At 65.1% G+C, this 21,907-nt stretch carries 17 protein-coding genes; 12 read left to right on the top strand and 5 right to left on the bottom strand.

All coding sequences use genetic code 11. The features are described 5' to 3' along the window. Window positions 1-5 precede the first annotated feature (5 nt). From LVJ94_12270 to LVJ94_12250, 5 genes are all read left to right on the top strand, one after another. Window positions 6-1,994: a class I tRNA ligase family protein gene (locus tag LVJ94_12270; protein WXB08003.1), complete on the top strand. Its 1,989-nt coding sequence runs from the start codon at window positions 6-8 to the stop codon at window positions 1,992-1,994. A 254-nt stretch (window positions 1,995-2,248) separates the two neighbouring features. Further along, window positions 2,249-3,256 carry a hypothetical protein gene (locus LVJ94_12265; protein ID WXB08002.1) on the top strand — a complete coding sequence of 336 codons (1,008 nt, stop codon included), beginning with the start codon at window positions 2,249-2,251 and terminating at the stop codon, window positions 3,254-3,256. A gap of 35 nt (window positions 3,257-3,291) precedes the next feature. Further along, window positions 3,292-3,780 carry a GNAT family N-acetyltransferase gene (locus tag LVJ94_12260; protein WXB08001.1) on the top strand — a complete coding sequence of 163 codons (489 nt, stop codon included), beginning with the start codon at window positions 3,292-3,294 and terminating at the stop codon, window positions 3,778-3,780. Then, on the top strand, window positions 3,777-4,784 hold the full coding sequence (locus LVJ94_12255) for an FAD-dependent oxidoreductase (protein WXB08000.1): 1,008 nt from the start codon (window positions 3,777-3,779) through the stop codon (window positions 4,782-4,784). Before LVJ94_12260 ends, LVJ94_12255 begins: the two co-directional genes overlap by 4 nt. Next, a complete protein-coding gene (locus tag LVJ94_12250; GenBank protein WXB07999.1) occupies window positions 4,778-5,968 on the top strand; it encodes a hypothetical protein in 1,191 nt (396 codons plus the stop codon). The genes LVJ94_12255 and LVJ94_12250 overlap by 7 nt, the downstream gene beginning before the upstream one ends. On the opposite strand, the gene LVJ94_12245 is transcribed toward LVJ94_12250, so the two are convergent. Then, the gene (locus LVJ94_12245) at window positions 5,940-8,837 is read right to left on the bottom strand and encodes a protein kinase (GenBank protein WXB07998.1); all 2,898 of its coding nucleotides are present in this window, start codon (window positions 8,835-8,837) and stop codon (window positions 5,940-5,942) included. The two genes, LVJ94_12250 and LVJ94_12245, sit on opposite strands and share 29 nt — an antisense overlap. 397 nt (window positions 8,838-9,234) lie before the next feature. On the opposite strand from LVJ94_12245, the gene LVJ94_12240 reads away from it, so the two are divergent. Then, complete coding sequence (locus LVJ94_12240; GenBank protein ID WXB07997.1) at window positions 9,235-9,741, top strand: hotdog fold thioesterase; 507 nt, start codon at window positions 9,235-9,237, stop codon at window positions 9,739-9,741. A gap of 26 nt (window positions 9,742-9,767) precedes the next feature. Here LVJ94_12240 and LVJ94_12235 read toward each other — a convergent pair whose 3' ends face one another. Next, a complete protein-coding gene (locus tag LVJ94_12235; GenBank protein ID WXB07996.1) occupies window positions 9,768-10,778 on the bottom strand; it encodes a hypothetical protein in 1,011 nt (336 codons plus the stop codon). Between the two features lie 107 nt (window positions 10,779-10,885). Continuing rightward, window positions 10,886-12,331, bottom strand: a complete 1,446-nt coding sequence (locus LVJ94_12230) for a sigma 54-interacting transcriptional regulator (protein ID WXB07995.1) — start codon at window positions 12,329-12,331, stop codon at window positions 10,886-10,888. 54 nt (window positions 12,332-12,385) lie between these two features. Here LVJ94_12230 and LVJ94_12225 point away from each other — a divergent pair, with 54 nt between their 5' ends. Continuing rightward, a complete protein-coding gene (locus tag LVJ94_12225) occupies window positions 12,386-12,958 on the top strand; it encodes a Uma2 family endonuclease (protein WXB07994.1) in 573 nt (190 codons plus the stop codon). A 143-nt stretch (window positions 12,959-13,101) separates the two neighbouring features. Here the strand turns inward: LVJ94_12225 and LVJ94_12220 are convergent, their stop codons facing one another. Next, complete coding sequence (locus LVJ94_12220; GenBank protein WXB10711.1) at window positions 13,102-16,245, bottom strand: M36 family metallopeptidase; 3,144 nt, start codon at window positions 16,243-16,245, stop codon at window positions 13,102-13,104. Between the two features lie 749 nt (window positions 16,246-16,994). Beyond that, window positions 16,995-17,516 carry a DUF2846 domain-containing protein gene (locus LVJ94_12215; protein WXB07993.1) on the bottom strand — a complete coding sequence of 174 codons (522 nt, stop codon included), beginning with the start codon at window positions 17,514-17,516 and terminating at the stop codon, window positions 16,995-16,997. Between the two features lie 160 nt (window positions 17,517-17,676). On the opposite strand from LVJ94_12215, the gene LVJ94_12210 reads away from it, so the two are divergent. From LVJ94_12210 to LVJ94_12190, 5 genes are read left to right on the top strand one after another with little or no spacing between them, the layout of a single operon-like run. Further along, complete coding sequence (locus tag LVJ94_12210) at window positions 17,677-18,777, top strand: tRNA pseudouridine(13) synthase TruD (GenBank protein WXB07992.1); 1,101 nt, start codon at window positions 17,677-17,679, stop codon at window positions 18,775-18,777. Beyond that, window positions 18,755-19,570, top strand: a complete 816-nt coding sequence (locus tag LVJ94_12205; GenBank protein WXB07991.1) for a MotA/TolQ/ExbB proton channel family protein — start codon at window positions 18,755-18,757, stop codon at window positions 19,568-19,570. Before LVJ94_12210 ends, LVJ94_12205 begins: the two co-directional genes overlap by 23 nt. Window positions 19,571-19,572: 2 nt before the next feature. After that, window positions 19,573-20,016 carry a biopolymer transporter ExbD gene (locus LVJ94_12200; GenBank protein ID WXB07990.1) on the top strand — a complete coding sequence of 148 codons (444 nt, stop codon included), beginning with the start codon at window positions 19,573-19,575 and terminating at the stop codon, window positions 20,014-20,016. 16 nt (window positions 20,017-20,032) lie between these two features. Next, window positions 20,033-20,911, top strand: coding sequence for an energy transducer TonB (locus tag LVJ94_12195; GenBank protein ID WXB07989.1), 879 nt, complete (start codon window positions 20,033-20,035; stop codon window positions 20,909-20,911). A gap of 29 nt (window positions 20,912-20,940) precedes the next feature. Beyond that, window positions 20,941-21,906 (top strand): uracil-DNA glycosylase, encoded by a 966-nt coding sequence (locus LVJ94_12190; protein WXB07988.1) that lies wholly within the window; start codon window positions 20,941-20,943, stop codon window positions 21,904-21,906. Window position 21,907 lies beyond the last annotated feature (1 nt).

Here is a 21,907-nt window from a genome sequence, read left to right as displayed (position 1 = left end):
GAACGATGAGCATTCAAAGGCTGGATTCGTCCAAATTGCAGTCGGCATACGGGATTCGCGTTCAATCGCTCTATCCATGGCAAGGGGTGGTCGAGCCCCCGTTCGGGGCCGCGTGGGCGGTGGTTGCCCCCGGCGAGCAAACGAAGCACCACGCCCACCAGGACGCGGAGACGTTCTTCATCGCCAAAGGGCGGGGCGTCATGCGCATCGGCGACGAGGTCTACGACGTCCAGGCGGGGGACGTGCTGTACCAGCCGCCGTTTCAATCGCATACGTTGGTCAACACCGGCGATGCGGAGGAGCTGCTCTTCCTGACGGTATGGTGGGAAGATTTGCAATTGTGGGCCCATGAGAGGCCCGCGCCCAACCATCGGCCGCGGCGCACCATGGTCACCGCGGCGCCCCCCACGCCCAATGGCGACTTGCACGTGGGGCACATCTCCGGGCCGTATTTGGCCGCCGACATTCATGCGCGCTACCTGCGGTTGCGCGGCGTCGACGCACGGTACATCTCGGGCAGCGACGACAACCAGAGCTACGTGAAGACCAACGCGGCGCGTCTCGGTATGGGGCCACAAGCGTCGGCCGATTTGCTGTCACACGATATTTTGACGACGTTAACGGAGATGGGCATTCAACTGGACCAATTCGTCCGGCCGAATGCCTCGCCGCATCACGGGCGCCTGGCACAGGACCTATTCCGCAGGCTCAAGGTGCATGGCCATTTGCTGGAAAAGGAAGCCGACTCGCCTTGGTGCGAAAAGTGCGATCGCTATTTGTACGAGGCGTACATCGGCGGGCGCTGCCCGCACTGCCATGCGCCGTCGGGCGGGAACATCTGCGAGGAATGCGGCCGCCCCAACGACTGCGCCGACTTGCTGGAGCCGCGTTGCACGCAATGCGGTAGTGCCCCGGTGTTCAGGCCCACCGCACGACTCTTCTTTCCATTGAGCCGGTGGGAGAAACCGCTGCGGGAATTCCATCGCAAAGTGGCCATGAACCCGAGCCTGCGGTCACTCTGCGAGCAGGCCATGGCGGCGGGGCTGCCCGACATCGCCGTCACCCACGTGACCGATTGGGGCATTCCGGTTCCCGTGGTGGGCTACGAAGATCAATGCATCTTTGTGTGGTGCGAAATGGCGGCACGTTATTTGGCGCACGCCCGCCATCTGTCCAGCGTGGAGGATTACTGGAAATCCGACGACGGGAACATCGTTCAGTGCTTCGGATTCGACAATGGCTTCTTCTACGCCGTCCTTCTGCCGGCGCTCTTCATGGCCTTCGATCCGACGCTGCGCCTTCCGTCGGCGTACTTGATGAACGAGTTTTATCACTTGGACGGGCGCAAATTCTCCACCAGCCGCCGCCACGCCATTTGGGCGCGCGAGCTGGCGGCCCAAGTGCCCGCGGACATGGTGCGCTTTTACCTTTCGTACACCCGGCCCGAAGTGGAAGCGACGAACTTCACCCGCGAGGACTTCAAGGCGACGTGCGAGCGCGAGTTGGTGGGCGTGTGGCAGCCTTGGCTCGAGAGCCTGGGCCAGCGCATCGCCGCCGACTTCGAGGGCGTCGTGCCATCCACCGGCGATTGGACGGCAGAACACCGTGCTTTCTACAATCGACTCGGAGAGCTCCGCGATGCGGCCGCCGCGTCGTACGAAGCCAGCTCCTTCTCACCGCAACGCGGCGCGCGCGTGCTCTGCGAGCTCGCGCGCGAGGCGCAGCGCTTCGGGCAAGCAGAAACGGTGTGGCGGCGGGTACCGACCCGAAAGGAAGAACGGCGCACCGCCGCCGCGCTGGAGTTGCTCGCCGCCAAAGTGCTCGCGGAGATCGCCGCGCCCATGCTTCCCGACTTCGCCGCACGACTCTGGGGCCACCTCGGTTACTCGGCACCGCTCTCCGAGCACCGCTGGGAGGTGCACCTCTCGTGGGTGCCGCCGGGACAGAAGACGCGCCAGCTCGGCGCGGCTTCGTACTTCACCGAGATAACGTAAAGGTCGAATCGATCGTGACAGAATCACAAAGTACTTCGATGTCCAGCAGCGGCAGCGGAACAATCCCGGCGAGGCCGGCGCCTTAGTCCGCTCGTTGCTCGACGATCGCCAGACGGGATGGCGATCCTAAGCAGCTGAAGCACACATCGCGCCGGTCCCGCCGGTTCGTTCTCGCTGCCGCGGTTCCAGCACGACGAAGTCTCAAAACTTGAAACGTTCATTCGAGCGACACCTTAACGTTAGGAAAATCGATCATGCGAGTATCCATTTTGGGTGCGTGCGCCTTCGCACTATGCGCGGCCATCGTGGGCTGCGGTGACGACAACAAGAGCGATCCCGGCCCGGCCGACTCCGGGAGCCCCGGCCAAGACAGCGGACCGGGCTCCGACGCTGGAACGGATGCCGGGACCAAGTTTGGTGGCAATGCCATTCTGGTCAACTTGAGCACCAAGGTGAGCATCGGCGGTACGCCGACCCCCGTGCGCGTCTTGAAGCCCGTGGTGGGCTTCAGCGCCCTGGGCGCGCTCAAGCACCAGTACGACGGCCGCACGGGTCTCTTTGGGTGCTACGCCGATCACTTCGGCGAAGGGCAGAACTTGGGAAGCGACTCCAATGCCGGCACCATCACCATCACCGACTACTCGCAGGCCAATTTCCTCGACGGCACGGCGGCGCCCAAGGAAATCAATTGCGTGCCCATGAGCACGTCGGGATTGTCGCTCTACCAATGCGGCTACGGCCCGCTCAAAGATGGGAAACCCGGTGCCACCGTGAATACGCCGTACCGGGGCGATGCGCAGCTCACCAAGGACAAGCAGATCATCCACGTGAAGGTCGCTGGCGGCAGCGATATCGGATCCATCGACACGGCCGCCGAGCTCACCTCGGTCGACAGCGCGCAGGTCGAGGAAGATCTGGCCACCGTCAAGTACGATCCGACCAAGGATACGACGCTCCACATGAAGGCGTGCGACAGCTGCGGGCTGGTCACCGCGGTGAACATCATTGCCAATCGGAATGCGCCGGACAAATTCGACGAGCCGTCGGCCACGTCGGGCGCCATCGTGTGCACGTTCCTGGGCTACGACCCGATTGTCATCAAGAAAGAGGCCATTTCGGCCATGTTGGGCAGCGACGCGGCGCTCAAGTCCGTGCAGACGTCCATCGTGCGCTTCGGATACCCACTGGCCAAAGCAGACACCAAGGGCAGCTCCGTCCAGTTTGCCGCCGGCGGTGGCGTCATCGGCGTGGCGCCTCGCTGAACCTCCACATCCTCTCCAAGCAAGAATGAGAAACCATGGGCATCAAGGACATCACGATCGAGACCGTCACACGGGACAATTTCGAAAAGGTGTTGCCGCTCATTGCGGATTATCAGCGCTTCTACGGCTGCACGCCGGACACCGAGCGAAATCGCACCTATTTTTCACGGTACTTGGACGACCATACGATGGGCATCCTCTTCGCCGCCTTCGACGGCGACGAAATCCTCGGCTTCGCCACACTGTATTTCATTCCGTCCTCGCTCTCCGCGCGCACGGCATGCACCTTCAATGATCTGTACGCGGTGCCCGGTGAACGGGGCCGATCCGTGGGCCCGGGCCTCGGTTTCCATGCGCTGCGCTACGCCAGCGACCGCGGGTACCCGAATGCCAGCTGGCTCACCAAGCCCGACAACCTGACGGCGCGAAAGATTTACGACAACTTGGGCGCGTCGCGCTCCGAATGGATCATGTACGAAGCGACGCTGGCCGGCGGTTACGCCCCAAGTTCCGAAGGGCCATGAAAGCGTTCGACGTCATCGTCCTCGGCCTGGGAGGTGTCGGCGCGGCGGCCGCGTATCATCTCGCGCGGCGCGAAGGCCGGCGCGTTCTCGGGCTCGAGCGCTTTGGCGTTGCACACGATCGCGGAAGCTCGCACGGCGAGACACGCATCTTCCGCCGCTCGTACGATCACCCAGGCTACGGCCCCTTGCTGGATCGCAGCCTCGAAGGCTGGCAGGCGCTCGAACGACACGCCGGCCATCCCCTGTTTCGTCGCACCGGGCTGGTCCTGGTGTCGGACGCCGCGGGCATGAACTACGAGCCCGACGCGGGCTACCTTCTCGTCGAAGAGAGCGTGCGCGCCCACTGCGACTTGGCCCGCGAGGCCGGGGCCGAGCTGCACTTCGACGAGCCGGCCCTGGCGTGGCACGCGACGGAAGACGACGGCGTGTGCGTAACGACGCCGAAGGGCCGCTACCTCGGTGACGCGTTGGTGATCGCCGGCGGTGCGTGGAGCGCCGACCTGCTCGCCGCCCTGGGGTTGCCGCTGGTCGTCGAGCGCATTCCGCAGGCCTGGTTCGCGTCGAGTCCCGTGTGGGAGGCCGACGCGCCTTGCTTCATTTTCGACATCGAGCGCGGTTACTTCTTTGGAGTACCCGGGCCCGTGGCCGGCCGGATCAAGGTCGCGGGAAGGGCCAAGCGCACCAAGGTCGCCGATCCAACGCAGCTCGATCACGCCCTCGCGCGGGACGAGCTCGAGGCCATCGGCGACTTCATCGACGAGCACCTTCACGGCGTATCGCGGACGCCGCTCGCGCAATCGGCGTGCATGTGCACCATGACACCCGACGAGCATTTCATCGTGGACGCGCATCCCGCATTCCCGCAGGTGGTGTTCGCCGCGGGGCTGTCCGGACATGGCTACAAGTTCGTTCCCGTTCTCGGGGAGGCGCTGGCGGACTTGGCCACGCGCGGCACCACCCAGCTTCCAATCGATTTTCTTCGCATGAGGGATAAACCATGTTGAACAAGGCTTTTGCCGTGGTGCTTGCACTTGGTCTCGCAGGCGTCGCCGCATGCAGCAGCAGCGACAGCCCGAGCCAGCCGCCCGCGGCCTGCGACGCGACGAAGGCGAGTCTCTGTTACTCGCGCCAGATGATCTGCGTCGCGGGTAACTCGGACACGAAATGCGAGACGTGTCCGGCAGGCTCGTATGCGTCGTCGTCGGGCGCTTGCGAGAATTTGGGCGCGCCGAAAATGCAGCATCAATTCCAAACATGGACCATTCCGCCCTACACGGAATATCGGGGCAAGTGCCAGAGTTGGACGTTGAACAACGCCGAGCCCCTTTACGTCAACGCAGTGGAACTCGAGCAGAACGAAGAGTCGCATCACTCGATTTGGACCTTCGTGCCCGACGACCGTTTCGCGGGGCCGGACGGCACGTGGGATTGCGCGGAGCGGAGCTACGACGAAATCAAAGGCGCCCTTCTCGGCGGCGTGCTGCTCGCGCAATCCACGCAAGCGCCCCACCAGGTGCAGAAGTTCCGCAAGGACGCGGCCGTGCGTATTCCGCCCTATTCGCGCATCATCAGCGATATCCATTTGCTGAATGCGACGGCGAAGGCCGTCACCGGCAGCTTGACGCTCAAGATTTACGATATGAACCCCAACGATGTGAAGGTGCAGCTCGTCCCCTTCCAAGTCGACGACCGCGCCATCAACGTGCTCGCGCGCGCCAAGACCCGGCTGGTGAATCATTGTCCGCTGGACAAGGATTTTCAGGCCAACGGCACGCCGTTCACGCCGAAGATCCATTACATCCTTCCCCATACTCACGGGTACGGAAAACGCTTCTACGTGAAGACGCTCGGCGGGACGCGGGACGGTGAGACCATTCTCGACGTCGATCAGAGCGCCGGTTACGAGGCGTACGGGCGCGCCTTCGATCCGCCGTTCGACATGACCGGCGCCGCCGGGTTGACGGTGGGCTGCGAATACGAGAACAACACCGATCAGACCTTGGGCTGGGGGTGGAGCGACGAGATGTGCCAGACACTCGGCTACATGGAATCGCCCGTCGCCTTCGTGGGAACGATCAGCACCGCCGCGCAAGGTGCGGCCGATGGATCCATGCAGGTGTTCACGGGCGAATGCGACGTACTCGCGACCCCGTGGGATTTCAACCGACCTGGCGGCCCGCCGCGCTAGCAAGCTTGGCCCAGTACGCGTACCCGCGGGCGCGCGCATCGTGCTCCAGTTCGCGCATGCGGGTGCGTGCGCGTTCGGCGTGGCCCGCTTGACGCTCGAGTTCGCCCGCGGTGAAGCGCGCCTGCAGCTCCATGGTGAAGAAACCGAGGGCGTGCGCGCGGGCGATGACTTCCTCGACATTGGCCAGGGCAACCCCGATCCGATCGGGCGAGGAGATGGCCAAGATGCGCGCGTCCAGAAGGCGCTGCGTGAGCACGAGATCGCCGCGACGGCTGCCGGGCGCGACGTCCTTCGAGCGATCGAGTGCGGCCTTGGCGCGGTCGATGTGTCCGAGGCCGAGCAGCGCCCGGGCGCGAAGCAACTGGGCGCTGGCCAGCTGGAGGCTCTTGTGCGGAGGCGTCCGCGCGAGAAGCCCCGAGGCTGCGCGCTCCGCCGCCTCCAAGGTTCCGTGGTCGAGCAGAAGCTCGGTCACGTCGAGCTCCAGCCAGAGAATGGCGCTGCGACGGCCCGCACGTTGGGCCGTGTCGAGCGCCTTCTTCTGCATGCGCATCGCACCTGCGACGTCATCCTGTTGACGGAGGATGTCGCCGCGCACCTCCATGGCGAGTGCTGCCAGCCCCGGATTGTGAAACCGCGTCGCCAGATCCAGTGCATCTTGCACGTACGCGGCGGCCCCAGCGAGATCGCCCGCGTTGAGGAGCGCGTCGGCGACGTCGATCAAGCGGCCGCCCAGCTCTGGATCGCCGATACCGCGCCCGATGGCCACCGACTCTTCGACCGCATCGAGCGCCTCGTGGAGCCGCCCCTGCTTCCACAAAACGCGGAACGCGTCGTACGCGGACAGGGCCACCTCCCGCATGTCGCCGGCCTGCCGGTGCTGCTCTTGAAGCTCGCGGTACATGTCCAGGGCGAGGTCGAACTCGCCCTCCTCTTCGCACTCGCGCGCAGACGCAAGGAACGCGGCCGCGAGGCTCGTTCGGTCGCCGGCGCGCTCGAACATGGCCACGGCTTCGCGCCGGTGCTCGTTCGCCGCCTCCGTCTTTCCTTGGGCGGCCAAAATGCCGGCCAGGAGGTAGCGGTTCTGACCGGCGCTGCGCCATGCACCGCGCGCCTCGGCCATCGTCGCTGCGCGCAACCGAGCCATCTCGGCGCGCCGAAAGTCCGAGAGGGCAATAGCCATGGCCGCCTCGGCCTCGTCGATGTCCACGGCCGGCGCGATGGCATGCGGCACCGCGCGCAACTTGGCCACCGTGGCCAGGGCCTCGTCGAGCTTGCCTGCGCGTTCCTGCGCGCGCGCGAGGGCCAATCCGTATTCGACGCTGCTGGGGAAAAATTCGAACAAGGTGCGATACACGTCGACGGCCTTCTGCCATTCGCCGATGGCGTCGTCGTAGCGCCCCTCGATCAAGAGCGCCTCCTCGCGCGAGAGCGGACCCGCGAGCCCGTAGGCCGTTTTCGCCTCGGCGGCGGCGCGCGCACCGTAGCCGAGCTTGCGGTACGTCTCGGCCAACTCGGCATGGGAGAGCGCATGCCCCGGCTCGAGCGCCACCGCATGCTCGAAGTGCTCACGCGCGGAGATCGCATCGAGATCGCGCGCGGCGGCCAGTCCCGCTGTGTAGTGCCGCGCGGCCTCGGGCAGGCGCGGAAGGGAACGCCGGACGCGGCCATCCCCTTCGGCGAGAATTCCCACGGGGCTCGGCACGCTCTTCGCGGCCATGGGGATGGGGCGAAGGTAATCGCGCCCGGCGATCCCACCGGCCGCCAGCGCAGCCATCGCGCACACCACGAGCGCTGGGGCCGACCACCGCGACCAGCGGCGGCGCCCGCGCGACAACGATGTCAACGCAACACCGAGGTCATGAACGCTGGCAAAGCGGTCCGCCGGCATCCTCGAAAGGCAGCGCAGGATGATGGCCTCGAGGCGAGGGTCGATCTCCTTGCGCAGGGTGCGCGGCGGCACCGGCGGCTGATCGAGGCGCGCCACGGCCGCTCCAAGCGAAACGTCGCCCGAGAAGGGACGCACGCCCGTGAGCATTTCGTACATGACCACGCCCAGCGCGTAGATGTCCGTGGCCTCCGACACGGGGCGGCACTCGATCTGCTCGGGCGCCATGTACGCGGGCGTCCCGCGCAGACGGCCCGTCCCGGTGCGCACGAACTCGGGGGTGTTCGCCGGCAAGGTGAGCTTGGCCAAGCCGAAATCGGTGACCACGACCCGGGGCCGCCGCCTCTGCCCCGTGTCCGCGGTCTCGCCCGTATCGCCCGTGGAATGCGCGTCTTCGAGGAACACGTTCGCGCTCTTGAAATCGCGGTGCACGATGCCCACTGCGTGCGCGGCGCCCAGTGCGCCAATCATTTGCAGAACGCACCCGATGGCTTCGCGCGGGTCCAGCGGCCCGACGCGCTTCAGACGCGCGGACAAGGTCTCGCCCTGGAGCAGCTCCATGGTGAAAAACGGAATGCGCTTCTCGCCGCCGGCGCGGGCCACGAGGTGGAAGCCCACGTCGAAGATGCGGCACACGTTCGGGTGCGTCACCTTGCGGGCGAGGAAGATCTCGCGTTTGAGCTGCTCGAAGACGCGCGTCTTCTCGTGGCGCTCCTGGCGAACGACCTTGAGCGCAATCCGCTCCCCCAGCTCGAGGTCGTGGGCTTCGTACACCTCGCCCATGCCGCCCTTTGCGACGAGGCGCACGATGCGGTAGCGATAGGCGACGAAATCGTCGCGTTCGAAGGTACTCCCTTCTCGAGCTCGCCGATCGGGACGGAGTTGCGCGCGGGCCTGCCGCAACTCGTCATCCACCAGACGGGCAGACTCCTCCAACAAGTCCACACTCCGTGCGCGTTGCTCGTGTTCGTCGTGCCTCGTCATGGCCAGGATCCGTGCACGTTGGACCATGACAGGACCGCGCCGCAATTCCAGCCTTTATCGCGCTTCAGGCAAAAGTGTGCACTGCGCGGTCTTTCACCCGGTCGCACTCTTGGAGGTGTACATCCTCGGGCGTCAAACCAGACCCACCTCCAGGTGTGTACTCCCTCGCCGGGTGCTTAGGTGTACCGGCGGTGTACCGGTTTGGTACGCGTGTACCAAGGCGCTTGGCGCGTTTGATACACCGAAGGCACATCTGCCGCGCGCTCCGATGTATTTCGAAACGCCGGATTTCCCGGGATCTGACGCGCCACCAACCGCGCTCGACATCATTTCGACATCGTGGCGCCCAGGCGGGGATGGTCACTCGAGTTGGCACCCAACTTGATGAATAGGGGGCATGTCCACCGCGCTGGAACCCCGAAAGTCCACCGATAGCAAACCGTCGCTGCCGCCTTCGAGTGGGCGAGGACGGGGAGGCCCTCGCTCGGTGCCGGGAGCGCGCCCGGAGTACGATGACGAGCAGCTCGCTGACCGACTCGGCATCAAGATCACGAGCTGGGATCCCGATCGCCTCGTCGGCACGATGCCCGTCAAAGCGAACCGGCAATCGTATGGCCTCCTTCACACGGGGGCGAGTGCGGCGCTCGCGTCGACGCTGGGTGGTATGGCCGCGGCCATGCGGGCGGGACCCGACCGCATGGCGCTGGGACTCGAGCTCTCGTGCATCAACCATCGCACGGTCTACGAGGGTCTCATCACCGCCGTGTGCACGGCCGTGCACGCCGGCAACAACGTGGCGACGTACGAGATTCTCGTGACCGACTCGAGGAATCGCCGCATCTGCACCGCACGATTCACCTGCGTGCTGCGCGATCGCACGACGGACGACCCGTCCACCATGTGATCGCGCGAAGCGCCCTCAGGTTTTAGTCACCAATCGAAGATGCTGGTGTTCGACGAACCGTATTGATTGACCTTCTCGTTCCACGCTTCGAGCGCGAGAGGCGAACCCGCGCGCGCAGAAGTGGTGGGACTCAGCTGAAAGACCCCCTCGTCGTTGCCGACTTGGTTCCACCACAGGACCATCCGAATCTTCGGTTGCCCCCAGACGTAGTCGAGGCTCTTTCGAATCAGGTCGGCACGCCGCGAATCGGGAATCTTCTGCGACAAAACGATGCTGTATTCGGTGATCAAGATGGGCTTTCCCTTGGGGAGCGCCCATTGGTACCAGCGCTGGAAATCCCCCTGTTGCGAGAGGTCGACGATGGGCTTCCAATCGCGGATGTACGCGTCGATGGCCAGATAGTCGGTGGCGTCGGCACCGATCCACCAGTCGTCGGGATTCTTGGTGCTCGCGGAGCCTTCGCGCCATTGGTAATCCATGGCGACGTAGCCCACGAGGACGTTCGGATTCGCCTTCTTGGACACGGCGTAGAAGTGGCGAAACATCTGCACGAAGGTGGCGCCGTCCATGTCGTTTTCGGGCTCGTGGTACATGGTCAAGTACGAGCCGCTGGGCATGCTCTCGGCGAGCGAGGTGATCTTCGCATCGTAGACGCCGTCGATGACCCCTTTGACGTCGTCGTTCGGGGGCTTCACGCTCAGGAACGATACGTTGCCGCTCGCGGGGTCCTGGCCGCCCGCGCTCTTGGCGTACGTGTCGGGGAAGTTCGAATACGTGTTGAAGACACGATGAACTTTGGTCTTGCCGCCGACGAAGTACTCGTCGGCGACCGCGCGAAAGGTGGAGGCATTCGCCGACTCGGTGCCGGGCGCGATGGCCGTATTGTTGTACATGCCAAGAACGAGGGGCTTTCGTTCTGCGGCCGTCAAAGAGTCGTCGTTTCGAGGGATATCGTGGTCGCGATCACCTGCGGCACACCCGGCACCCAGGCAAAGGGTGAGTGCGAACGCGGCGGTTTTGAGATGGAAGTCGAGCATGGCAACTCCGCAGTGCAAGACGGACGCCCTTCTCGAATGTGCGTAAATTCAGCCTCGTTCGCGATGGCGGCGTGCAAGGCTCGCTCGAATGATTGAGCAAGATTCGCTCAATCACCGCCGCTGCGCGGTCGCGGAATGTTGTACCGGCGCAACTTGTCGACGAGTGTGCGCCGCGGCATACCGAGAAGCTCCGCAGCGCGCGATTGGTTGCCGTTGGAGCGCTCGAGCGCGTCCACGATGCGCTGGCGTTCGAGCGACTGCATCTGCCCGCGCAGCGGCGTGGACGAGGGGGACGATGCCGGGGGCGCGCCACCTCCCGCCCAGGAAGACGGAGAGGACGACGGAGAAGACGAAGGCGGCTCCTGTTCGAGCCGGAGGTGTTCGGGGAGGATCACCCCGTCGGACAAAGCCACGGCCTGCTCGACAGCGTTGCGCAGTTCGCGCACGTTGCCGGGCCACGGATAGCGGAGCAGCGCCTGCTGCGCGGAGTCGGTGAGTTCGGGCGGGGCCTCCGGCGCGGCGAAGCGGGCGGCGAACATTTTCGCCAAGGGGACGATTTCCGACGGACGCTCGCGCAGCGGCGGAATGGGGATGGTGACACCGCTCAAACGGAAATACAGGTCGCGCCGGAATTGTCCGTTTTGGCTTTCCGCCTTCAAGTCGCGATGGGTCGCCGTCACCAGGCGGATATCCAGCTCACGCGCCTCGGTGCCTCCGACCCGGCGAATGCTGCGCTCTTCGATGACGCGAAGCAGTTTGACCTGGGCGCTCACCGGCAACTCGCCAATCTCGTCCAGGAACAGGGTGCCACCCTGCGCCTGCTCGAAGACGCCAGCTTTGGCGCGTGTCGCTCCGGTGAACGCGCCCTGTTCATGGCCAAAGAGCTCGCTCTCGAGCAATTGCGGGTTGTACTGCGCGCAATTGACGCGAACCAGGGGCCCGCCCGAGCGGCGCGAACAACGGTGCACCGCCTCGGCGACCACCTCTTTGCCAACTCCGGTTTCTCCGAGCAGGAGCACGTTGATGTCGCGCACGGCCACGCGCCGCACCAGATCGTGGAGGCGAAGCATCGCCGGATCGCACACGACGAAACCCGCGTCTTCGCCCGACGAGGACACGGGCGGCGGCGCGATGGTGGGCACGTTGCGCCGCGGAGACTCGGCCGAACGGCGCTGAATGAGCACGGTCACGCGTCCGAGATCGACGGCCTCCCCTGCCCCAATCTCGACGATCTCCGAGGCTTCGAGGCGCCGTCCGCGCACGAAAATTCCGTTTTGACTCCCCAAATCACGAATGCGAAACGTCCCATTCGAAACGAGCAGCTGCGCATGCTGCCGCGACACGGAGCCATCGCCGATGGGCACCGCGCAGTCATCGCCTCGCCCGAGCACGAGCTCGCCCGCTTCGGGCAAAGGCACTTCCAGAGCACTCCCGCCATCGCCTGACGGCAAGAGCACTAGCAGCCGAAACCCCTCGACGGAGGCGGGCGCACGAACGATGTCCGTCGGCCCTTCCCGATCGACCTTATTGGGACCCTTGGTACCGTGATCCATCGCTTCCCAGGGCACGTTACCATACGGAGCCGTTTGGGCTACACTTAGGGCATCATGACGCAAACCTCTACGAAACCGTACGTCACGTACCGTGATTACGTCGACGCCGAGGCCAAGAGCGAGACCAAGCACGAGTGGCTCGACGGCGTCGTGTACGACATGGCGGGCGGTACGCCGGACCATGGCGCGTTGGCGTTGGCGATGGCTCGCATCATCGGCAACGCCTTGGAAGGCCGCCCATGCCGCATGTTTTCATCCGACGTGCGCGTCCGCGTTCGGGCCACCGGCCTCGCGACCTACCCTGACGCAAGCATCGTGTGCGATCGCCTGGAGCTCGATCCCGAAGACGATCATTCCATCACCAACCCCGTCGTTCTCGTCGAAATTTTATCCGATTCGACCGAAGGCTACGACCGCGGCAAGAAGTTCGAAAATTACCGCCGCATCCCATCGCTCCGTGAGTACGTCCTCGTGAGCCAACACGAGCCGAGGATCGAAGTCTACCGCCGCAACGACTCGGGCTTCTGGGAGCTCCACGAATGGGGTGTCGGCGAGTTCGCCGAGCTCACCTCCGTGAACGCGCGGATCGGTGTCGACGACGTTTACCGCAATCCTCTCACGTCCTAACTCGTTGCCGAAAACGCACCTGAGGAGGTGCAACGGCCGAAGAATCTACAGTGAGGCGGGGAGTTTTTTTTGTGTTCCGTTCGCTCACTGAGCGAACGGAAAACCTCAAAAATCTCCCCGTCTCCCAGTTCAATCTCTGATCTTTAGCGCGACGCCTGCACCACGAGGCCGGGGCACGTGGTTCGATCGTCGATGATCGACGGGAACGGCAAATTCGTAATCCCCGCGAAAATGATGTTGTCGATGTCCCACCCCGCCGCGCCGGCGGCTTCATCGCTGCCGATGCGGAAACGCACCTTGACCGTCTTGCCCTGAAGCTGGGTGCCCAAGTTCAGCGACACCGTCGTGTAGTTCGGATACCCCGACGAATCCCCCGCCCAGGCCTTGCGCCCGCTGAGGGGATTGCCCGCCCCGGTCGTGAGCGTCTGCGGGTAGCCAGGATCCGTGTAGTTTGCAACATCGGCCCAGGTGCTACCGCCGTCCGTCGACAGCTCGAGCACGCCACCGTCCCAGTAGACGGCCGGGGAGCCACCCGAGGCCGGCGTCGTCTCGAATTGGAAACGATGCTTGAACGTGATTCGGAAATTGCCCGGCCCGACGACGAGATCCGGTGAGACGAGCCGCTCGTCGCCGAGCGCGCCAATGTCGTTGCCGTGCCAGACGTGGTTCGAGGCATCGCCTTGACGCGACCAAGCGCGCAGCGGCGGATTCGCATGCTCGAAGGTCCAGACCGGCGTCTCGCTCTCCACGTTGTCGACGGGCGACGAATTGCGCACGTCGTCGTAATTGTAGAGCAGATTCACCTGCACATCGGCATCTTTGGGAATCGCATTGTCGTTGTGAATCTTGATCGCGATGGGCAATTCTCCGCGCGAAAGCGGAATCGCATTGGCGGAGATCCCGATGCTGGCCGTGGCCACGCCGAACGCATCGATCGACTCGATGGTCACCGCGCCGTTGTTCTCCAAGGTGACGAACGGATCGGTCGTGGCTGCGCTCACCGCCGAACCGCGCAAGGTGATCCACCCCAGGTTGCGCACGCGGATCAAGAGCTTGCCGCTCTCCCCCGCATCGAGCACGCCGTCGTGGTCGCACGACGAGCCCGAGTCGTCGATCTTCGCGTCGATGAACTGGAGCTTGCCGCGAATGTCGAAGTTCTCCACCGCCTCGTCGAAGGATATCGACGACGTGGGCGGAGCCACCGCGTTGGAGCCGAGCCCGCGCTTGGCAAAGCCGCGCGCCAGCGCCAGGAAGTCTTCCTTTTCGCCCATGGCCCAGACGCTGGCCAAAATCGCATCGCGCTGCTCGGTGAAACTCGGCTCGGGCGGTGCGGCCTTCATGCCCGCCACGATGTAGTCGCTCATCCGGCGCTTGCTCTGCTCGAAGGTGCGGCCCAGCACCTGCCCGGCGTGGAGCACGTTGATGTACCCCTCGAACAGCGTCTCGGCCCAAATCTCACCGACGTTGTGCACCTCCGCCATGTTGGGTGCGGCCGGGGAGAGCGGCGCCCCTGCGGGGAGCGTGGAGCTCTGTCGAACGTGCCCGAAGGTGAACGGATTCTTCGCCCGATTGGCCGAATACGGCGCACGGCGAATACCGAAGTACGCCCCGCTGTTCGTGATCCCCGCCGCGGCATATTGCGACAAGGGGAATGCCGCGCCGAACAACTCGTTGTCCAGATCGCTCTCGCGAACCACCATGTGCAGCGCGGTGAAGTCGGCCCACCCTTCGCTCATGCCACCGCACGAGGCCGATCCGCATTGCACCAAGCGATGGTGAAGGTAGTGCCCCCACTCGTGCGCGACGATCGTATTGTCGATGGTCCCATCGTGCAGCACCTCGGGACCGCGCTTGATGTGCGCCGACAGCTCGCCAGCCGCCAGCGCCGCCTTCAACGTCGTGCCGTCCTCCAGGCTCAGGCCGATGAGCGGAATCGTGATCGTCGGGTCGCCCACGCCCGGGCTCACCGGCACGTGCCCCGCCACGTTGTTGATCATGAGGATGCCCGCGGCGCCCGCGTTCTGCGCGTTGATCGCTTTCTGCACGAAGGGGCACGTCCCGCGGTCGATCACGGCGATCTTGCCGGTCAAATCCGCGAGCGGCTCGCACGCGTCGGACGTCGGCGTGGTGCCGTCGTTGGCCAGCACCGCCGGCGCGGTCACATCGAATTGCTGCGGCCCGAACACCGCGGCCCCCAGCGGATCCGAGTAGGTGCGCGCCGGCGTGGTCTCGATCGCGCGATTCGCCACGCCCGACCACACGAACATCTGCATCCGCGGCGAGAGGCCATCGGACGGCGTCGACATGTTCGCATTGTTCGCCTGCCCGAAGTCGGCCCCATCCTGCGCCTCGGCGCGCAGCGGATCGCCCTCCACGCCCCCGCGGCCATAATTGGAAAGCTGCGCGACGCCCGACGCCTCGTCGAACCCCGAGTCGTACCAATAATCGTGCAGCCAGTTGTTCACGTAAAAGAGCTGCGTCGCCGCTGCCTTGATCTGGTCGGGGCTCGCGTTCGGCGCCTTCGTCGGGTCGAAGCTTCGATCGAAGGTCTTCGGCGCCGTGACGTCGGGCGCGATGTCGCCCGAATCGAACCCGTCACCGATGCCATTGTGCTGATCGTTCCGATCGCTGTAGGCGCGCACGTTGTTTCCGAACGTCGTCGTGTCGCTCGGCCCAAGCCACGGGTCGGCGTGCACGTTGAATCCGTCCGCCGAAACCAGAATGGGCGCCGCATAATCCGGCAGTTGGTTGTTCGGTATTCCCGTGGGGTGCGGCGACGAATCGACGTAAGGCCCGTCCGCTGGAATGTGATTCCCCGTGGGGTCCGCCCATACGCGGTATTTGAACGAGTCGCTCGCCGTGAGCGACGCGCGGTAAAGCACGCGCCCGTCGGCCGCGCCAATCACGTAGGCGTACGCCTCGTTTTCGGGCGAGCCATTCGCGCGGGCCGCGAGCTCGATGTAATACGCGGGAAGGAGCTGCTCTCCTTCCGGGAACAACACGCGCTTGGCAGCGGCCTCGAGCACCGCGGGGGTGTCCTCCGCCGTCGTCACGGCATAGCGCCGAAATGCGCCGCGCCCGCCCGCGTCCTTCACCGCGGTGGCCGAAATGGAGACGCCGAACTGCCCCGCGTAGGCATCGGCCAGCGCCGATTCCGCACTCTTGGGGAAGTCGAGCGCCTTCAGCGCGTGCGTCTGCGCCGCCTGCGGATGCAAGTTGGCGCCAATCGACACGAGGTTCTTCGAAGCATCGAGCACCACGCTGGCGCGCGCATGGAAGACATCCATGTCCCCCGCGCGTTGTGCAAACTGCACGATGGTGGCGCCGCCGGCGAGCTTCTGCAGGCCCACGCGCGAAATCTCGTAAACGGCAGCCTCGGTGATGCCCAAAAGCGCGGCGTGCCGCGAAAGGTGCACGCGCGCTGCCGTTTCCTCGGACACCGAAGCATCGAGCACCGCGGCGGTCGCTTCGTTCGAGCCCACGATCCAACGGGCCGCTCCGCGCGCGTCGCGCGAGACCACGTACCCGAGCGGCGTCGACGCAAGCGCCGCACGTGCGCCGCTATCGTCGGGTCTTTCCTCGGCCTTCGGCGGCGACGCCGGCGACGGCGCATCGTTCGCGCACATCGGAAGGCCCACGAGGAAAGCGCCAGCAGCCGCAAGCAGACCAAGACGAGAAACACGTGTTCTCATACGTCCCCCTCAAATTTTCAAGCGTTTAACGTTGCTGCGGGAGGTTACGTTTCGAATCGAAATCCTCGCTCAAACCAAGCCGCGGCAGCGAGATAATCCCGGCGAGGCCGGCGCCCTCGCCCACTGCCTGATGCGAGGGTCGCCGAACGTTATGGCGACTTCCGCCCGTCACAAGGGGCATGGCGGCGGCCCCACCGCGGTTGTCGCGCTGCCGCGGTTCGACATTCGAGGAGACTTTCGGTCAGAAACGTAACCTTCCGCAGGAGTGCCGAGCGTCGGTGTGCCGCGCAATTTCCTTCAATTCCGGTCTGCGGAAAAGAGCTTTGCTGCGGTTGCGCTTACAATCACGAACGGCGCCGCGCTGGCGCAAAAGGAAGTATCCCTGGAAGGTGCTCCCGCTCGGGCCCTCCCACGAGAACCGCGTATTCGGAGTCGTCCACCAGCGAACGCGCAATCGCCTCGTCCACCCAGACGCCGAGACCTCGGACCTTCCCACCTTCGACAGCGACCTCCTCCTTGAGGTAATACGAGCTGCCCGCCTCCGCCCGGAGCTTGGCGCTCGCCCACGCGTCGGCCTCGATGGAAAGATCGTGATCGCCGGGCTCGGCGTAGTAGCAAAAATACGTGGGCCCGCGCGTGGCCCCGACGAGCACGCCGTTGTCGCGTGAAACGAACGTCACTCCATGTTCGAGAACGGACGTTCGAATCACGCAGACTTTCGCGACGTGCGCGGGATGCGGCAAGAAGGGGTGAACGGCCACGGTATCAGGCTCGGAAAGCTTCCAACTTGCGCATGCCGTGGTGGAGGTCGCGACGACGCCCGCCAAGAAGGCGAGGCGCGTGAAGAAAAAAGTGTTCAGCAGCATGGCAGGTGTACAGCAGTCAAGAGCAGGATCGAGGCCACAGCGGCCATACAATCTCTGCGCGCCGGGCGCGCTCGAGCTGCGTCCTATAGATGGCCGCCGCTCCGCGCATTTTTATTGAACGAAGTGAAAACCTGGCGGCACTCACCTCCGACAGCACCCCATGGCACGTATCAAAGTTCTACCCGAAGACTTCATCGTCGAAGAAATCCCGCTGTATGAGCCCTCCGGCACGGGCGAGCATCTTTACATCCGCTTTACGAAGCGGGAGATGACCACCGACGCCGCCGTGGACGTGATAGCCCGTGCGGTCGGTGTCCGCTCCCGCGACGTTGGGGTCGCCGGGATGAAGGATCGCATGGCCATCACCACGCAGACGATTTCGGTCCCGCACGCCCCCGAACGCGACACGCGCGCGATGGCGCTGGTGCACGAGCGCATCAACGTGCTCGAGACCAAGCGGCACACGAACAAGCTGCGAACCGGTCACTTGCGGGCAAACAAATTTTCCATCCGCATCCGCGAGGTGGGCGACGTCGATGCGGCCATCGCCGCGTTCGAGCGCATCGGGCGCGAGGGTGTGCCCAACGCCTTCGGCGCCCAGCGATTCGGCCGCGAGGGCGACAACGCCGAGCGCACGCGCGCATGGCTCACCGGCAAGGCCCCCGCCCCGCGCGATCCACGCTTGAAGCGCCTCCTCTTCTCCGCGCTGCAATCGGCCGTCTATAATGAGGTGCTCGAGCGCCGCGTGCGCAACGGCACCTGGAACACGTGCCTCGAGGGCGATCTCGCCAAACGGCACGATTCCGGCGGCCTCTTTCTCTGCACCGATGTTCAGGAGGATCGCGCGCGTGCCGAGAGGGGAGAAATATCCGCCACTGGCCCGCTACCTGGTGCAAAGATGCGCGAGCCTGAGGGCGAGCCGCGCGAGCTGGAGCAACAGGTCGTGCGCGAGTTCCTGGGTGACGACATCGATCTGACGAAGTTGGTACCGCTCGGCGAGGGTACGCGCAGGCCCCTGCGCCTGTGGGTGTCGGATCTTCGTCTAGAAAGAGGACTCTCGGACAACGGCCGGGAAGAAGAGGACAGCATACGGGTTTACTTTGTGCTACCGAAAGGCGCCTATGCCACCACCGTGATCTCGGCCGCCATCCCTCTCGATGCAGAGGTCGGCAAGGTCACGGAACACCTCCCTGGGAATGGGGAGCCTTTCACCTGCGAGGACGGAGCTATCGAAGCCCATGGGCAACAACGAGATCATTGAGCGCGTCAAAAATGCGATGGTGGGGGCTGGGGCCGCTTGGGTCCTGTGGTTGATGCTGATTTTGAGCGTGGTCTCGTTGGCCATCATGCTCGAGCGCGCCTGGTTGTACTTCTCCCTGCGTGATGACGTCGGCGCGCTGATGCGCGAGCTTGGAAAATTGCTTCGTGCGGGCGATCTGGATGGTGCACGCAAGCGCCTCGAGGGCTCGCCGAGCGCCGAAGCCGCCGTGGTGCTGGCCGGCGTGGTCGAGGCGTCGTACGGCGCCGAAGCCGCCGAGCAAGCCATGGCCGGAGCGAGCGCGCTGCAGAGGACGAAGCTGGAAAAGCGCCTGGCGTACCTGGGCACGTTGGGCAACAACGCGCCGTTCATCGGGCTGCTCGGCACCGTCATCGGTATCGTCGGCGCCTTCGAGGAGCTCGGAAAAGCGAACGCGAAACCCGTTGCTCAGGCAGCAGGCGCCGCGGCGGCAGCGGCGGGTGCTGCGGCCCAGTCGGCCGGCGCGCAGATCGCATCGCAAGCGGTCATGACGAACATCGCCGAGGCGCTGGTCGCCACCGCGGTCGGTCTGGTCGTGGCCATCCCGGCCGTCGCGGCCTTCAACATGTTCCAGCGCATCGTGAAGACGACCCTGTCGAACACCGACGCGCTCGGCCACGTCCTCCTCGCCTACCTCAAGTCCACGGACAAGGGCGTCGCCCACGCGGGAGCCACCGCAGCCGCCGTTCCCGCAGGTACCCCCTCGGCGCGCCGCGTGTCATCGAACCCGCGCGAAGACGATGAGGGGGCCAACTAGCCATGGCCGGTGGTGCATCCGACGATACGGATGACGCGATCACAGCGATCAACGTCACCCCACTGGTCGACATCACGCTGGTGCTTCTGATCATCTTCATGGTGACCGCGAAGATCATCGTGAAGTCGGAATCGATCCCGCTCGATCTTCCCGGCGCCGCCTCCGGGTCGGACGTGCAGACCGTGTTTTCGGTCGCCCTCGGCGCCGACGGTCAAACGCAGGTGGATCAAAAGGCCGTCCAGAACGACGACGCGATCCTCGCGCTGGCAGCGGAAGCGCACAACAAAGACCCGCAGCTTCGCGCGGTCATCAAAGCCGACAGCGCCGTGCCCCACGGCCGTGTGATCCACGTGCTGGACTTGCTCAAGCAGGCCCACGTTGCGAAGATCGCCTTCGGCGTGACGCCTGCACCGCCCTTGGTCCCGGTCAACAAACCCAACAAGTGAGTTCCCACCGAGCCACATGATCGACGCCTCGCACGCGCAAACCAACGGTATCCATCCTGGCGCACCGGGCATTGCGCGCGCCGCACTTCTCGTCGATCGCGATCCGCTCGGGCGCGTGTTCGAGCTGGGCAGCAACGCGTCGAAGGGCATCGCGGTCGCGCTGCTCATCGCGAGCGCGGCCCATGCCGCCGCCGCCGTCCGCACCGCGATGATGTCGCTCGACATGTACCGATTCGCGCGCTCGGTGCAGGAGCATGTGGCCCAGCGACTCGTCGACATTTACGAAATCGACGAAGTGAAGCCTCCGGAGCCGCCGCCCCCCGAGCCGGAGCCGGAGCCCGCGAAGGCCGCCCCGCCTCCGCCGAAGGCCCCGAAGGACGCGCCGCCTCCGCCGCCTCCGCCACCGGAGGCCGCGAAAGCCGCGGCGGCGCTCACCGCCGATCCCAACGACGTCGTCGACTTCTCGAACACGATCATCACCGGCAAGAGCGACTCGTTCGGTGGTGGCGTCACCCAGTCGAATGGCACGGGCAAGGCCGTCTACAATCCGGCGGCCCGCGCAGGTGGAACCCCCGGTGGTACCGGCACCGCGCCTCCCCCGCCCCCGATGGACCGCTCCCGCGCCGCAGGTTTGCTCGGCGACCAAAATTGGAACTGCCCTTGGCCCTCGGAGGCCGACTCCGAGTCGGTCGACGAGGCGTACGTCACCGTCGAGGTCCTCGTGGGCACGAACGGCCGCGCGCAGCAAGTCACCGTCGTGAAAGATCCGGGCCACGGTTTCGGCCGCGAGGCGCGCCAGTGCGCCATGCAAAAGCCCTTCGCGACACAGCTCGATGTCAACGGAAATCCCGTTGCCGGCAAGACGAAGCCGTTCCGGATCCACTTCGAGCGCTGAGCCACGAAAAATGGCTTAAGATATCGGCGATGTCGCAGGACGATCCCCGAACCGAGCTTGCCCAGATCGCCGCATCCTTGCGCGCGTACCTCGAGTGGCAACAGGACTCCGGCTCCCTCGGCATCCCCCGCGGCAAGCGCCCCGCTCCATCCGTAGGCGCGAAGCAAGAAGGAAACCGCCAAGACGCCAAGGACGCCAAGGTGGATGTTGAAGCACCGCGGCACGCCCTGCCTCAGGAACCCCCAACCCTTGGCGCACTTGGCGCCTTGGCGGTTCCTCCCTCTCCGCCTCCGCCTGCACCTGCGCCGGCCGCCGTAGCCGCGCCCGTTTGGCACGACGAACCAAGGCCTTCGCCGCCTGTTGCCGCCCCGACCACCGCGCCGGTGATCCCCAGCACGGGCGCCGAAAGGCTGGTCCGTCTCGAACAGATCCGCGAGGAAGTCCGCAATTGCGCCAAATGCGAATTGGCCACCACGCGGACGAATACCGTTTTCTCCCGCGGCAATCCCGAATCCAAACTTTGCTTCATTGGCGAAGCCCCCGGCGCGGATGAAGATGCGCAAGGCCTCCCCTTCGTCGGTCGCGCCGGTCAGCTCTTGGACAAGATGATCGCGGCCATGGGTCTATCGCCCGAGGGCGACGTCTACGTGTGCAACATCATCAAGTGCCGGCCACCCGGCAACCGACGCCCGACGCCCGACGAGTCGAACACCTGCATCCCGTACCTGCACGAGCAGCTCGCCCTCGTGCGCCCGCGCGTCATCGTGGCCATGGGCAACACGGCCGTCGCGGCGCTTCTGCAGACCACCATGGGCATCACGAAGCTCCGTGGCCAATGGAAGCTCTATCGCGGAAGCACGTTGGTGATGCCGACGTACCATCCTTCGTACCTGCTTCGCCCGAGCGCGCAGCAACAACAGGCCAAACGCGAAGCGTGGGACGATCTCCAGCTGGTCATGAAAGAGCTGGGCATCGAGGCGCCGAAGCGCCGCTAGC

It is taken from the genome of Sorangiineae bacterium MSr11367 (assembly GCA_037157805.1).
Lineage (GTDB): Bacteria > Myxococcota_A > Polyangia > Polyangiales > Polyangiaceae > Pendulispora > Pendulispora rubella.
The sequence above is the reverse complement of the archived record's forward strand: the minus strand, read 5'-3'. Positions and strand labels throughout refer to the sequence as shown.

Excerpts from the sequence above, each read along its gene's own strand:
- LVJ94_12200 (WXB07990.1), top strand. The coding sequence starts at position 19,573 with ATGGCCGGTGGTGCATCCGACGATACGGATGACGCGATCACAGCGATC.
- LVJ94_12190 (WXB07988.1), top strand. The coding sequence starts at position 20,941 with ATGTCGCAGGACGATCCCCGAACCGAGCTTGCCCAGATCGCCGCATCC.
- LVJ94_12250 (WXB07999.1), top strand. The coding sequence starts at position 4,778 with ATGTTGAACAAGGCTTTTGCCGTGGTGCTTGCACTTGGTCTCGCAGGC.
- LVJ94_12205 (WXB07991.1), top strand. The coding sequence starts at position 18,755 with ATGGGCAACAACGAGATCATTGAGCGCGTCAAAAATGCGATGGTGGGG.
- LVJ94_12225 (WXB07994.1), top strand. The coding sequence starts at position 12,386 with ATGACGCAAACCTCTACGAAACCGTACGTCACGTACCGTGATTACGTC.
- LVJ94_12260 (WXB08001.1), top strand. The coding sequence starts at position 3,292 with ATGGGCATCAAGGACATCACGATCGAGACCGTCACACGGGACAATTTC.
- LVJ94_12230 (WXB07995.1), bottom strand. The coding sequence starts at position 12,331 with ATGGATCACGGTACCAAGGGTCCCAATAAGGTCGATCGGGAAGGGCCG.
- LVJ94_12270 (WXB08003.1), top strand. The coding sequence starts at position 6 with ATGAGCATTCAAAGGCTGGATTCGTCCAAATTGCAGTCGGCATACGGG.
- LVJ94_12215 (WXB07993.1), bottom strand. The coding sequence starts at position 17,516 with ATGCTGCTGAACACTTTTTTCTTCACGCGCCTCGCCTTCTTGGCGGGC.
- LVJ94_12265 (WXB08002.1), top strand. The coding sequence starts at position 2,249 with ATGCGAGTATCCATTTTGGGTGCGTGCGCCTTCGCACTATGCGCGGCC.
- LVJ94_12195 (WXB07989.1), top strand. The coding sequence starts at position 20,033 with ATGATCGACGCCTCGCACGCGCAAACCAACGGTATCCATCCTGGCGCA.
- LVJ94_12245 (WXB07998.1), bottom strand. The coding sequence starts at position 8,837 with ATGACGAGGCACGACGAACACGAGCAACGCGCACGGAGTGTGGACTTG.
- LVJ94_12240 (WXB07997.1), top strand. The coding sequence starts at position 9,235 with ATGTCCACCGCGCTGGAACCCCGAAAGTCCACCGATAGCAAACCGTCG.
- LVJ94_12255 (WXB08000.1), top strand. The coding sequence starts at position 3,777 with ATGAAAGCGTTCGACGTCATCGTCCTCGGCCTGGGAGGTGTCGGCGCG.
- LVJ94_12235 (WXB07996.1), bottom strand. The coding sequence starts at position 10,778 with ATGCTCGACTTCCATCTCAAAACCGCCGCGTTCGCACTCACCCTTTGC.
- LVJ94_12210 (WXB07992.1), top strand. The coding sequence starts at position 17,677 with ATGGCACGTATCAAAGTTCTACCCGAAGACTTCATCGTCGAAGAAATC.
- LVJ94_12220 (WXB10711.1), bottom strand. The coding sequence starts at position 16,245 with ATGGATGTCTTCCATGCGCGCGCCAGCGTGGTGCTCGATGCTTCGAAG.